The following is a 15,696-nucleotide window of genomic DNA, read 5'->3' as shown; positions in this document are numbered from 1 at the left end:
CGACGCCGACATCGCGTGCCCGGATCTCGTCGGCCTGCGCCCGTCGCGCTGCCACCCGTCACACCCGTATCACCGCCCGTAACGCACGAAGGTCATGAGAGAGGTATTTGCAATGCAGCGGGGATTCCTTGACATCCTTCCTCTGTCTCCGTTGCAGGAGGGGTTGCTCTTCCACGCTGCCTACGACGAGCAGGGCCCGGACGTCTACGTCGTGCAGCTGGCCCTGGAGCTCGAAGGACGGGTGGACGCACAACGCCTGCGGTCAGCCGGTGACGCCCTGCTGCGACGCCACCCGAACCTCTCCGCCGGCTTCGTCATGCGCGGTACGGGCCAGCCGGTCCAGGTGATCCCGGCGGAGGTGGAACTGCCCTGGCACGAAGTGGACCTGCGAGCCTTCACCGACGACGACCGGTCGGCCCGACTCGACGATGTCGTGGCGGACCAGGCAGCACACCGATTCGACATGAAGCAGCCGCCCCTGCTGCGCTTCGCACTCGCCCGACTCGAAGAAGAGCGCTACACCTTCATCCTCACGGTCCACCACATCCTCGTGGACGGCTGGTCGGTGTCCGTGCTGATGCGTGAGCTGTTCGCGCTGTACGACAGCGCCGGTGACGACACCGGTCTGCCGGACGCGGCACCGTACAAGACGTATCTCGCCTGGCTCTCGGGGCACGGCCGCGAGGAGAGCAGTGCGGTGTGGACCGAGGCCCTGTCCGGTCTGGAGGAGCCGTGCCGCCTTGTCCCCGGGGATTCCGCACGCGCGGCGGCGACGGCTCCCCAGCAGATCGTCCAGACGCTTCCCGCAGACATTTCCGCACTGTTGCAGGAGCAGGCTCGCAGCCGTGGTCTGACGATGAACACGGTGGTGCAGGGCGCCTGGGGGCTGCTGCTCGGGGCGCTGACGGGCCGTGACGACGTCGTGTTCGGCGCGACGGTCTCCGGGCGTCCGCCGGAGCTGCCCGGCATCGAGTCGATGGTCGGCCTGTTCATCAACACCGTCCCCGTACGCATACGCCTGGACTCCTCCGAGACCCTCCTGGACCTCCTCGCCCGCGTACAACGCGAGCAGACCGACCTGCTGGACCACCAATACCTCAGCCTCGCCGAAATCCAGCAGACCGCCGGCATCGGAGAACTCTTCGACACCACCACCGTCTTCGAGAACTACCCCCTCGACGCGGAAGGGTTCGTCGACGCCATCGACGACCTGAGCATCGTTTCCTTCACCGCGTACGGCGACGGCATCACGCACTACCCGCTCACCCTCGCCGTCGTGCCGGGCCGGGAGCTTCAGCTGAAGCTGGCCTATCGCCCTGATCTCTTCGACCGGGAGGCCGTTGAGGAGATCGCGTCGCGCTTTGTGGCTGTGCTGCGGGCGATAGCAGACGACCCCGCGCTGCGGGTGGGACGGGTCGATGTCCTCTCCACAGCCGAGCGACAGCGACTGCTGGTCGACTTCAACGGCCCCGGTGTGGAGACGGAGCCCGGGTGCATCCCGGCGGTGTTCGAACAGCACGCGGCCCAGACGCCGGACGCGGTCGCGGTCTCCTTCGAAGACGAGTCCCTGACCTACGCCGAGCTCAACGAACGCGCCAACCGACTGGCCCACCTCCTGATCGGCCAGGGCGTCGGCCCGGAACAGACCGTGGCACTCGCCCTGCCCCGCTCCCTCGAACTCGTGATCAGTGTCCTGGCGGTACTCAAGACCGGGGCAGCCTATCTGCCGCTGGACCCCGACTACCCGGCGGACCGTCTCACCTACACCCTGACCGACGCCCGGCCCACCCGCCTGGTGACGGTGTCCCCGGCAGCCTCCGCTCTGCCGGAGTCCGAGACGCCCGTCCTTCTCCTGGACGCCCCGCAGACCCAGACGGAACTGGCGGCTGCGGCAGCAACGAACCCCCAGAACATCGGCCTGCGCCCGGACAACGCCGCCTACATCATCTACACCTCCGGCTCCACCGGCCGCCCCAAGGGCGTCGTCATCCCCCACCAAAACGTACTGCGCCTCCTCGACGCCACCGACCACTGGTTCGGCTTCAACAACACCGACGTATGGACCCTCTTCCACTCCTACGCCTTCGACTTCTCCGTCTGGGAAATCTGGGGCGCCCTGCTCCGCGGCGGGCGCCTGGCCGTGGTCCCCCACACCACCACCCGCACCCCCGCAGACTTCCTCAACCTCCTCGTCCGCGAACACGTCACCGTCCTCAACCAAACCCCCTCAGCCTTCTACCAACTCGCACAGGCAGACGCGGAAGAACCAACCCTGGGCGCTGAACTGGCCCTGCGGCATGTGGTGTTCGGCGGCGAAGCCCTCGACCCCAGCCGCCTCACCAGCTGGTACGAACGGCACACCCCGGACACACCCATCCTGGTGAACATGTACGGCATCACCGAGACCACCGTGCACGTCACCCACACCGCACTGGACACCTCGCACACCACCAGCACGCTCAGCACCATCGGCGTACCCATCCCCGACCTGCGCGCCTACATACTCGACGCAGACCTGCGCCTGGCACCCACCGGAACCACCGGCGAGCTCTACATCGCCGGAGCCGGCCTCGCCCGCGGCTACCTCAACCGCCCAGGACTCACCGCAGAACGCTTCATCGCCGACCCCTACAGCACCCCCGGCACCCGCATGTACCGAAGCGGCGACCTCGCCCGCTGGAACACCCACGGACAACTCCAATACCTCGGACGCGCCGACCAACAAGTCAAGATCCGCGGCTTCCGCATCGAACTCGGCGAGATCGAAGCCGCCCTCGCCGCCCACACCGACATCGCCCAGGCCGCCGCCGTCGCCCGCGACGAACAACAACTCGTCGGCTACATCGTGCCCACCGAAGGCAACACACCCGACCCCACCCAAATCCGCGACGCACTGTCCGAATCACTGCCGGACCACATGGTCCCCTCCGCCATCGTCGTACTCGACCACCTCCCCCTGACCTCCAACGGCAAGCTCGACCGAAAAGCCCTGCCCGCCCCCGACTTCGCCGCCGTCGTCGGGGACCGTGCTCCGCGCACGCCCCGCGAAGAGCTGCTGTGCGATCTGTTCGCCGAGGTGCTGGGGCTCCCCCGGGTCGGCATCGACGACAACTTCTTCGAACTCGGCGGACACTCCCTCCTCGCCACCCGCCTCATCAGCCGCATCCGGACCGGTCTCAGCACCGAGATCCCGCTGCGTGCACTGTTCGAGGCGCCGACCGTCGCCGCGCTCGCCGGGCGTTTCGACGAACCCGCGGATGAGGTCAGGCCCGAGCTGGTCCCGGCAGATCGCCCGGACGAGGTTCCCCTGTCGTTCGCGCAGCGGAGACTGTGGTTCCTCAATCAGCTGGAGGGCCCCAGCCCCACCTACAACGTCCCCTTCGCCCTGCGGCTGTCCGGCAGGCTCGACCACCACGCGCTCGATGCCGCCCTGGCAGACCTCGTGGCCCGGCACGAGAGCCTGCGCACCGTCTTCCCCGACCGTTCCGGTGTCCCCCACCAGGTCGTCCTGGACCCGGCCGTCGCCTTCCCGGGGCTGGCGGAGGCTGTACGGACCGGCGAAGCTGAGCTGTCGGGCGCCCTCGACGAGGTCGTGCGCCAGGGATTCGACCTCGCGGTCGAGGCCCCATTGCGCGCCCGGCTGTTCCGTCTGGGCGCTGACGAGCACGTACTGGCGGTGGTGATTCACCACATCGCGGCGGACGGCGAATCGGTGTCGCCGCTCCTTACCGACCTTCTTGATGCATACCGCGCTCGGAGCGCTGGTACGGCACCATCCTGGGCCGCCCTGCCGGTGCAGTACGCCGACTACACGCTGTGGCACCACGCCCTGCTCGGCGACGAGAGCGACCCGGACAGCCTGGTCTCGCGCCAGCTCGGCTACTGGCGTGAGGCGCTGGCCGGTCTGCCCGAGGAGACGCCTCTGCCGCACGACCGGCCGCGTCCGGCCGTGGCGAGCCAGCGCGGGGAACTGCTCTCCTTCCGGTTGAGCCCGGAGCTGCACCAGCGCCTCTCCGAGGTCGCCCGCACCAACGGTTCCAGCATGTTCATGGTGATGCAGGCCGCGCTCGGCACTCTGCTCAGCCGGATGGGTTCGGGGCCGGACATCCCGATCGGCAGCCCGGTCGCGGGGCGCAGCGACGCGGCGCTCGACGGTCTGGTCGGGTTCTTCGTGAACACGCTCGTCCTGCGCGTCGACACCTCGGGCAGCCCTTCCTTCGGCGATGTCCTCACGCGGGTGCGGGAGGCCGACCTGGCCGGCTTCGCTCACCAGGACCTCCCATTCGAGCGGCTGGTGGAGGTGCTCAACCCCGTCCGCTCCATGGCACGGCACCCGCTCTTCCAGGTGATGCTCACGGTGCAGAACCAGCCGAGGCCGACGGTCGAACTCCCGGGTCTCGCGGTGGGTGTCGAGACACTTCCGTTCGGTGTCGCGAAGTTCGACCTCTCGATCGCCCTGACGGAGCACACAGGCCCGGACGGCGCCCCCGACGGCATCGGCGGACTTCTCGAATACGCGCACGACCTCTTCGACCGGCAGACCGCCGAGGACCTTTCGGCACGCTTCGTCCGGCTCCTTGAGCAGGTCGCCGCCGACCCCGGCGTTCACGTCGACGAGATCGACATCCTCACCGAGGGCGAGCGTCATCGCGTCCTCTCCGAGTGGAACGCGACGAACCGCGAGCTGGCGTCCGGCTGCCTGGCGGATGTGTTCGAGTCCGTGGTGGCGGAATCGCCGGAGCGGACGGCCGTCGTCTTCGGCGAGGAGTCGGTCACCTACTCCGACCTCAACCACCGGGCCAACCGACTGGCCCACCTCCTCATCAACCAGGGCGTCGGCCCGGAACAGACCGTCGCACTGGCCCTACCACGCTCGGTCGACATGGTCGTCGCCGTCCTGGCCGTGATGAAGGCCGGAGCCGCCTACCTGCCCGTCGACGCGAACTACCCGGCCGACCGGGTCGCCTTCATGCTCGACGACGCCCAACCCATACGCGTGCTGACCACCTCCACCACCGCCCAGCAGCTCCCGCTGAACAGCACACCCCAGATACTGCTCGACACCCCACACACCGCCGCCGCCCTCGCCGAGTGCCGCGACAGCAACCCCACCAACACCGACCGCACCCACCCCCTCCACCCCGGCAACACCGCCTACGTCATCTACACCTCCGGCTCCACCGGCCGCCCCAAGGGCGTCACGGTCACCCACACCGGCATCCACAGCCTGGTGACCGCCGAAATCGAACAGTTCGCGGTGGACGCGACGAGCCGTGTCCTGCAACTGGCGTCCTTCAGCTTCGACGCCGCCTTGATGGAGATCCTCATGGCGTTTAGCGCGGGGGCGACCCTGGTCGTCCCGCCACCGGGGCCGCTGGTCGGCAACGCGCTGGCCACCGAGATCGTGGAACGCCGGATCAGTCACGCACTGATCCCGCCGACGGTTCTCTCGGGCCTGCCCCGGGTCGCCGGACCGGAGTTTCGGACGCTCGTGGTCGGAGGCGAGGCGTGCTCCGCGGAACTGGTAGCGCACTGGTCTCCGGGCCGCCGCATGGTGAACGCCTACGGTCCGACGGAAGCGACCGCCTGTGTGGCCATGGCGGGCCCGCTGGAGGGCGGGCGCCCGCCCATCGGGCGGCCCGTTCCGAACGCGCGCCTCTATGTGCTGGACGCGGGTCTTCGGGTGCTGCCGGTGGGCGTGGCCGGAGAGCTGTATGTGTCGGGTGCGGGTCTGGCCCGGGGTTACCTGGGCCGGCGTGGCCTGACGGCGGAGCGGTTCGTCGCGGACCCGTACGGCGAACCCGGGACACGCATGTACCGCACCGGAGACCTGGTGCGCTGGCGCGCCGACGGACAACTGGACTACATCGGACGCGCCGACGACCAGGTCAAGATCCGCGGCTTCCGCATCGAACTCGGCGAAATCGAGACCGCCCTGTCCGCCCACCCCGGCATCGCCCAGGCCACCGCCATCGTCCGCACCGACCAGCCCGGCGAAAAACGCCTCGTCGGATACGCCGTCCCCACCGAAGGAACCACCCTCGACCCCACCGACATCCGCCGCACCCTCGCCGACACACTGCCCGAGTACATGATCCCCTCAGCCGTCGTCGTCCTCGATCGGCTGCCTCTCACCTCTAACGGCAAACTGGACCGCAAGGCCCTGCCCACCCCCGACTTCGCCGCCGCCGTGGACGGCCGCGCACCCCGCACACCCCGCGAAGAACTCCTCTGCGACCTGTTCGCCGAAGTTCTCGGTCTCCCCCACGTCGGCATCGACGACAACTTCTTCGACCTCGGCGGGCACTCTCTCCTGGCCACCCGCCTCATCAGCCGCATCAGGACCGCCCTTCGGGCCGAGATTCCCCTGCGTACTCTCTTCGACGCCCCGACCGTCGCCGCACTCGCGGAGCGGTCTGACACCGGCGCCGAGACCCGCATCCCGCTGACACGGCGGGAACGTCCCGAACGCGTGCCCCTGTCGTTCGCGCAGCAGAGACTGTGGTTCCTCAATCAGCTGGAGGGCCCCAGCCCCACCTACAACATCCCCTTCGCCCTGCGGCTGTCCGGCAGGCTCGACCACCACGCGCTCGATGCCGCCCTGGCAGACCTCGTGGCCCGGCACGAGAGCCTGCGCACCGTCTTCCCCGACCTGTCCGGAAAGCCTCACCAGCATCTGTTGCAGGTCGACGAGGCCTACACGAGGCTTCCGGTGGCCCAGCACGTCGACGGGGGCGAACTCGACGAGCGCCTCCATGAGTTCGCGTGTCAGGGCTTCGACCTGGCCACCGAGGTCCCGCTGCGCGTCGCGCTGTTCCGGCCCGCCGACGACGAGCATGTGCTGTCCGTCGTCGTCCACCACATCGCCGCCGACGGCGAGTCCGTCGCCCCGCTCTTCGCCGACCTCGTCGCCGCGTACGAGGCCCGCTGCCGCGGTGAGGCCCCCAACTGGACCGCCCTGCCGGTGCAGTACGCGGACTACACGCTGTGGCAGCACGAGCTGCTCGGTGACGAGGAGGACCCGGACAGTCTGGCGGCACGCCAACTCCACTACTGGAGCGAGACCTTGGCAGGGTTGCCGGAGGAACTCCCGCTGCCCTACGACCGGCCTCGCCCTGCCGTTGCCGACCATCACGGCGACACCGTCGCCTTCCGGCTGCCGCCCCGGCTCCACCGGGAACTCGCAGCGCTCTCCCGCCGCACGGGCACCAGCCTCTTCATGACCGTCCAGGCGGCACTGGCCGCCCTGCTCACCCGGCTGGGCGCCGGAACCGACATCCCCCTGGGCAGCCCCGTCGCCGGACGGAACGACGACGCGCTCGACGACCTTGTCGGGTTCTTCGTCAACACCCTCGTGCTGCGCATGGACACGTCCGGCGACCCCACCTTCCACGAGCTCCTGGAGCGCGTACGCGAGACCGACCTCGCGGCCTACACCCACCAGGACCTCCCCTTCGAACGCCTGGTGGAGGTCGTCAACCCCGTCCGCTCCCTGGCACGCCACCCCCTGTTCCAGATTCTCCTCACCGTGCAGGGCGACCCGGCTCCCGGCGCCGACCTGCCGGACCTCCGGATCGGCCTGGAAGCCCTGGCGCCCGGGGTGGCCAAGTTCGACCTCGCCTTCGGTCTGGTCGAGCGGACCGACGCCGCCGGCGGGCACGGCGGGATCGACGGGCTCCTGGAGTACGCGAGCGAACTCTTCAACCCGGAGACCGCCGAGGCACTCGCCGCCCGCTTCGTCCGTGTACTGGAAGCCCTCGTCTCCGACCCCGATGCCCCCATCGGGCGGATGGACATCCTGACGGACGAGGAGCACCGGCAGATCGTCGAGGACTGGAATCGGACCGGCAATGGGCTTCCCGAAGCCGCCGGGACACTGCAGCGCTGCTTCGCCGACCAGGCCGCTCGTACGCCGTCGGCCGTGGCGCTCCGACAGGGCGACGACGTCCTGACCTACCGCGAGCTCGACCTGCGTTCGTCCCGCCTGGCCCGGCGGCTCGCTCAAGCCGGCGTCGGCTCGGAAGACGTCGTCGGCGTGCTGCTCGACCGCTCGCCCGCGCTCGTCGTCGCCCTGCTCGCGGTGCTGAGGGCGGGGGGCGCATACCTCCCCCTGGACCCCGCCGAGCCCGAGGCCCGCAGACAACGCATGCTGGCGGAGACCGGAGCCCGGGTGCTCCTCACCGACCGGTCCGGCTCAGACCGGGGCGGCGTGTCCGACGACGTCGTGCTGCTCGCCCCGGGCACCGACGAGACCCCGGCCGCCGACCAGACCCTGTTCTGCGCCCCGGGCCACGCCCAGAACGCGGCGTACGTGATCTACACATCGGGGTCCACGGGTGAGCCCAAGGGTGTGGCGGTCCCCCACTCCGCAGTAGTCCACCTGGCTCTCGACCGGCGCTGGCAGGGTGAGGCGCATCGCCGCGTCCTCTTCCACTCGAAGCACTCGTTCGACGCCGCCACGTACGAGATCTGGGCGCCCCTGCTGTCCGGCGGCGAGGTGGTCGTCGCCCCGGCGACCAGCCTCGGTGCGGACGAACTGGAGCACCTGACCGCCGACGGCCGGGTGACCGGCCTCTGGCTCACGGCCGGACTCTTCAACCTCATCGCACGCGAGCGCCCCGGCAGCTTGGCCGGTGTGCGAGAACTCTGGGTGGGCGGCGACGTCGTCGACCCCCACGCGGTGCGCCGCGTCCAGGGAGCATGCCCCGGCATCAGCATCGTGGACGGCTACGGCCCCACCGAGAACACGACGTTCACCACGTCGTACCGAATCCCCGACGCGGACGCGGACGAGATCCGCTCGGTGCCGATCGGCCGCCCCATGGACAACACCCGCGTGTATGTCCTGGACGCGGCTCTGCGCCCGGTGCCGGTCGGCGTGGCCGGCGAGCTCTATGCGGCCGGTGCGGGTCTGGCGCGCGGCTATGTGGGCCGGCGTGGCCTGACGGCGGAGCGGTTCGTCGCGGACCCGTACGGCGAACCCGGGACACGCATGTACCGCACCGGAGACCTGGTGCGCTGGCGCGCCGACGGACAACTGGACTACATCGGACGCGCCGACGACCAGGTCAAGATCCGCGGCTTCCGCATCGAACTCGGCGAAATCGAGACCGCCCTGTCCGCCCACCCCGGCATCGCCCAGGCCACCGCCATCGTCCGCACCGACCAGCCCGGCGAAAAACGCCTCGTCGGATACGCCGTCCCCACCGAAGGAACCACCCTCGACCCCACCGACATCCGCCGCACCCTCGCCGACACACTGCCCGAGTACATGATCCCCTCAGCCGTCGTCGTCCTCGATCGGCTGCCTCTCACCTCTAACGGCAAACTGGACCGCAAGGCCCTGCCCACCCCCGACTTCGCCGCCGCCGTGGACGGCCGCGCACCCCGCACACCCCGCGAAGAACTCCTCTGCGACCTGTTCGCCGAAGTCCTCGGTCTCCCCCACGTCGGCATCGACGACAACTTCTTCGACCTCGGCGGAGACAGCATCGTCTCCATCCAGCTCGTCAGCCGGGCACGAGAAGCCGGACTGATCATCACCCCACGAGACGTGTTCCAGTGCCGGACGACCGCAGAACTCGCGGAGGTGGCCAAGGAGCTGACACCGACCGCTGGTACGGGTGAGGCCAGGGACGGTGTGGGCAGTGTGCCGCTGACCCCGGTGATGCACACCTTCGACGTCGACAGCACCGACTTCGACACGTTCCAGCAGTCGGTCGTCGTCCGTGCCCCCGCAGGTGCCTCCCTTCCGCAACTCATCGCGGTACTACAGGCGTTGCTGGATCACCACGATGTGCTGCGAGCCCGCCTGACCGGGCCCGTCGGAGACAGGCACCTGGAGATCCCCGAGCCCGGCTCGGTGAACGCGGACTCGCGCATCGAGCGAGTCGACGTGTCGGACCTGGAGGCCGGGGGGCTCGCCTCTGCGCTGTCGTCCGGGATGCGCCGAGCCCAGGACCTTCTGGACCCCACCGCCGGTGTCATGCTCCGCGCAGTCTGGTTCGACGCCGGCCCCAGCACACCAGGACGACTCCTCCTCGTCGCCCACCACCTGGTCATCGACGGCGTCTCCTGGCGCATCCTCCTGCCCGACCTCACCACCGCCTGGCACGCAGTCACCCAAGGACACCCAGTCACCCTGGCACCCACCGGCACCTCCTTCCGCCGCTGGTCACACCTACTCACCGAAGATGCCCGGAGCGAAGCCCGCATCAGCGAACTGACCCAATGGGAGAAGCTCCTCCATGAGCCCGAACCTCCCCTGGGAAGCAGGGAGTTGGATCCGGCGCGTGACACACTGGGCACGGCCGCGTCGGCAAGGTGGACCCTGCCCACCGCGGAGACGACACCTCTGCTGACGAGCCTGCCCGCCCTCTACTCCTGCGGCGTCAACGACGTACTGCTGACCGGACTCGCCCTCGCCTTCACTCAATGGCGCCAGGCCAAGGGACGGGAAGAACACCACTCCCTCCTGGTCGACCTCGAAGGACACGGCCGCCAAGAAATCACCCCGGGCATGGACCTCTCCCGCACCGTGGGCTGGTTCACCAGCATCCACCCCGCCCGCCTGGACCTCGGCACCATGAACAGCTCCTTGGGTGCAGCTCTCAAGGGAGTCAAGGAGCAGCTGCGGAGCGTGCCCGACACCGGCATCGGCCACGGCATGCTGCGCCACCTCAATCCACGCACAGCGCAGCGGCTGGAGTTGCTCCCCCAGCCTCAGATCGCATTCAACTACCTGGGCCGCTTCCCGGCACCCCAGGACGCCGACTGGGCCGTCGCCGTCGACGCGGAGGTTCTGACTGCCGGGGCGGACGATCGTTTGCCTCTCGCCCATGTTGTCAGCGTGAACGCTGTCACCCATGACCACGTGGACGGGCCGCAGTTGACGATCACCTGCACCTGTGCCGGGGAACTGCTGGACGAGCAGGACGTCCGCAACCTGGGCGACGCCTGGGTCACCGCCCTGACCGCCCTGGCCGAGCACGCGCAGGACCCGCACGCCGGCGGGCGCACTCCTTCGGACCTCCCGCTGGTCTCCGTCACGCAGCAGGAGATCGACCACTTCGAGGAGCAATCGAAGGTCTCCGACGTCCTCCCGCTCTCCTCGCTTCAGGAGGGGTTGCTCTTCCACGCCGTCTACGACGAGCAGGGCCCGGACGTCTACGTCGTGCAGCTGGCCCTGGAGCTCGAAGGACGGGTGGACGCACAACGCCTGCGATGGGCCGGTGACGCCCTGCTGCGACGCCACCCGAACCTCTCCGCCGGCTTCGTCACACGGGGCACGGGCCAGCCGGTCCAGGTGATCCCGGCGGAGGTGGAACTGCCCTGGCACGAAGTGGATCTGCGAGCCTTCACCGACGACGACCGGTCGGCCCGACTCGACGATGTCGTGGCGGACCAGGCAGCGCGCCGATTCGACATGAAGCAGCCGCCCCTGCTGCGCTTCGCACTCGCCCGACTCGAAGAAGAGCGCTACACCTTCGTCCTCACCTTCCACCACATCCTGCTCGACGGCTGGTCCATGCCGGTGGTCATACACGAGCTGTTCGCGCTGTACGGCAGCGGCGGTGACGACGCCGATCTGCCGCGCGTGGCCCCGTACCGGGGCTACCTGTCGTGGCTGGCGACCAGAGACCGGGAAGCGACCAGGGCGGCGTGGGCCAAGACCCTGTCCGGCCTGGAGGAGCCGTGCCGCCTCGTCCCGAGCGCGTCGGGGGACGTCGCGACCGCGCCGGAGCAGGTGCTGCGATCGGTCCCGGCGGAGCTGACCGGAGCCTTGCAGGAGCGGGCGCGCAGCCGTGGTCTGACGATGAACACCCTGATACAAGGCGCCTGGGCACTGCTCCTCGGCACCCTCACCGGCCGCGACGACGTCGTGTTCGGCACAACCGTCTCCGGCCGCCCGCCGGAGCTGCCCGGCATCGAGTCGATGGTCGGCCTGTTCATCAACACCGTCCCCGTACGCATACGCCTGGACTCCTCCGAAACCCTCCTGGACCTCCTCGCCCGCGTACAACACGAGCAGACCGACCTGCTGGACCACCAATACCTCAGCCTCGCCGAAATCCAGCAGACCGCCGGCATCGGAGAACTCTTCGACACCACCACCGTCTTCGAGAACTACCCCCTCGACGCAGAGAACCTCGCCGGGCCGACGGACGGGCTGCGCCTGGTGAAGGCCGAGGGCCGTGACGCCACGCACTACCCGCTGAGCCTCGCCGTACTGCCCGGCCGGGAACTCCAGCTGAAGCTGGGCTATCGGCCCGATCAGCTCGACGCGGACACGGTCGCGGACACCGCCGCTCGCTTCCTGCTGATCCTGGAGAGGATCGCCACACACCCGGACGAGCTGATCGGCCGGATCGATCTTCTGTCGGACGACGAGCGCCACCGGATGCTGGTGCAGTGGAATTCCACCCACGGTGATGCGGAACTGCGATGCCTGGCGGATGTGTTCGAGTCCGTGGTGGCGGGATCGCCGGAGCGGACGGCCGTCGTCTTCGGCGAGGAGTCGGTCACCTACTCCGACCTCAACCACCGGGCCAACCGACTGGCCCACCTCCTCATCAACCAGGGCGTCGGCCCGGAACAGACCGTCGCACTGGCCCTACCACGCTCGGTCGACATGGTCGTCGCCGTCCTGGCCGTAGTGAAGGCCGGAGCCGCCTACCTGCCCGTCGACGCGAACTACCCGGCCGACCGGGTCGCCTTCATGCTCGACGACGCCCAACCCATACGCGTGCTGACCACCTCCACCACCGCCCAGCAGCTCCCGCTGAACAGCACACCCCAGATACTGCTCGACACCCCACACACCGCCGCCGCCCTCGCCGAGTGCCGCGACAGCAACCCCACCAACACCGACCGCACCCACCCCCTCCACCCCGGCAACACCGCCTACGTCATCTACACCTCCGGCTCCACCGGCCGCCCCAAGGGCGTCACGGTCACCCACACCGGCATCCACAGCCTGGCCGTGGCGCAGATCGAGCGTTTCGGAATCGACGCGTCGAGCCGTCTGCTCCAGTTCGCCTCGTTCAGCTTCGACGCCGCGGTGTCGGAACTCGCCACGACCCTGCTGGCCGGTGCCGCTCTGGTGCTCGGTCCGGCGGAAGGGCCGCTCGCAGGACCGGAGCTCGCCCAGTTGCTCTCCCGGCAGCGGGTGACACATGTGACCCTGCCGCCCGCGGCGCTGCACGCCTTCCCTGAAGGCGTCGGACTGCCCGACGGCTGCACGCTGGTGGTGGCCGGTGAAGCGGTGTCCGGGGAGCTGGTGGCCCAATGGTCCCCGGGCCGGCGAATGATCAACGCCTACGGTCCGACCGAGTCGACGGTGTGCGTCGCCATGTCGGAACCGCTGGCCGGAGGCGCGCAGCCTCCGATCGGCCGTCCGATCATGAACACCCGGGTGTATGTGCTGGACGCGGCTCTGCGCCCGGTGCCGGTCGGCGTGGCCGGCGAGCTCTATGCGGCCGGTGCGGGTCTGGCCCGCGGCTACCTGGGCCGGCGTGGCCTGACGGCGGAGCGGTTCGTCGCGGACCCGTACGGCGAACCCGGGACACGCATGTACCGCACCGGAGACCTGGTGCGCTGGCGCGCCGACGGACAACTGGACTACATCGGACGCGCCGACGACCAGGTCAAGATCCGCGGCTTCCGCATCGAACTCGGCGAAATCGAGACCGCCCTGTCCGCCCACCCCGGCATCGCCCAGGCCACCGCCATCGTCCGCACCGACCAGCCCGGCGAAAAACGCCTCGTCGGATACGCCGTCCCCACCGAAGGAACCACCCTCGACCCCACCGACATCCGCCGCACCCTCGCCGACACACTGCCCGAGTACATGATCCCCTCAGCCGTCATCATCCTTGACCACTTCCCGCTGACGTCGAACGGCAAGCTGGACCGCAAAGCTCTGCCCGCCCCCGACTTCACCACCGCCGTCGGAGACCGTGCACCGCGCACACCCCGCGAAGAACTCCTCTGCCACCTCTTCGCCGAAGTCCTCCGACTCCGCCACGTCGGCATCGACGACAGCTTCTTCGACCTCGGCGGAGACAGCATCGTCTCCATCCAGCTCGTCAGCCGGGCACGAGAAGCCGGACTGATCATCACCCCACGAGACGTGTTCCAGTGCCAGACAGTCGCCGAACTGGCCCACACTGCACGGGACATGGCCTCAACCGCCGAACCGAACGAGACCGGCCACGGTATCGGCAGCGCACCACTGACCCCCGTGATGCACACCTTCGACGTCGACAGCACCGGCTTCAGCACCTTCCAGCAGTCCGTCGTGCTGCGAGCCCCGGCGGAAACATCACGCGAACAGCTGACCTCCGTACTCCAGGCACTGTTGGACCACCACGATGTGCTGCGAGCCCGCCTGACCGGGCCCGTCGGAGACAGGCACCTGGAGATCCCCGAGCCCGGCTCGGTGAACGCGGACTCGCGCATCGAGCGAGTCGACATGTCAGAGGTCGCGGCCGAGAACCTGGCCTCCGTGATCTCGGAGGGCATGTGCCGAGCCCAGGACCTCCTGGACCCCACCGCCGGTGTCATGCTCCGCGCAGTCTGGTTCGACGCCGGCCCCAGCACACCAGGACGACTCCTCCTCGTCGCCCACCACCTGGTCATCGACGGCGTCTCCTGGCGCATCCTCCTGCCCGACCTCACCACCGCCTGGCACGCAGTCACCCAAGGACACCCAGTCACCCTGGCACCCACCGGCACCTCCTTCCGCCGCTGGTCACACCTACTCACCAAAAACGCCCTGAGCGACACCCGCACCGGCGAGCTCACCCAGTGGGAAGAACTCCTCCAAGGGCCCGAACCACTCCTTGGCAAGCGTGAGTTGGACCCGGAACGCGACACACTCAGCACCGCCGCCTCCGCAACATGGACCCTGCCCACCACAGACACAACACCCCTGCTGACGACCCTGCCCGCCCTCTACTCCTGCGGCATCAACGACGTACTGCTGACCGCACTCACCCTCGCCTTCACCCAATGGCGCCAGACCAAGCAACCAGAAGAACACCACTCCCTCCTGGTCGACCTCGAAGGACACGGCCGCCAAGAAGTCACCCCGGGCATCGACCTCTCCCGCACCGTGGGCTGGTTCACCAGCATCCACCCCGCCCGCCTGGACCTCGGCATGGTCGCCACCGGCTCCTGGTCTCTGGACGGTGCTGTCGCCGGTGAGGCGCTCAAGCACATCAAGGAGCAGCTGCGGACCGTGCCTGGAACGGGCATCGGCTACGGCGTACTCCGCCATCTCAACCCGGACACGGCACGGCAGTTGGCGGCCCTGCCGCAGCCCCAGATCGCGTTCAACTACCTGGGGCGCTTCGCCGCGCCCCAGGACGCCGACTGGGCCATGACCGCGGAGAACGCCGCGATCGAAGGTGCCGGTGACGAGCGGATGCCGCTGCACCATGCGCTGGAGATCAACGCCATCACCCATGACCACGTGGACGGGCCGCAGTTGACGATCACCTGCACCTGGGCCGGGCAACTGCTGGACGAGCAGGACATCCGCAACCTGGGCGACGCCTGGGTCACCGCCCTGACCGCCCTGGCCGAGCACGCGCAGGACCCGCACGCCGGCGGGCGCACCCCCTCCGATATGCCCTTGCTGGAGTTGAGTCAGAGCGAAATTGATGAATTCGAAGACGAGCTGGGCTTTTGAGT

The 15,696-nt window shown here is 69.1% G+C and carries 1 protein-coding gene; it reads left to right on the top strand.

The genetic code is table 11. The features are described from left to right. Window positions 1-94: 94 nt before the first annotated feature. Window positions 95-15,694, top strand: a complete 15,600-nt coding sequence (locus OG251_RS34600; RefSeq protein WP_326680796.1) for a non-ribosomal peptide synthetase — start codon at window positions 95-97, stop codon at window positions 15,692-15,694. Window positions 15,695-15,696 lie beyond the last annotated feature (2 nt).

This window comes from Streptomyces sp. NBC_01237 (genome assembly GCF_035917275.1).
GTDB lineage: Bacteria > Actinomycetota > Actinomycetes > Streptomycetales > Streptomycetaceae > Streptomyces.
Note: the sequence above shows the minus strand (reverse complement) of the source record. Positions and strands in the feature narration are given on the sequence as shown.

What these genes read in the sequence shown, in the direction of transcription:
- OG251_RS34600 (WP_326680796.1), top strand. Translation starts at nt 95, where the DNA reads ATGAGAGAGGTATTTGCAATGCAGCGGGGATTCCTTGACATCCTTCCT.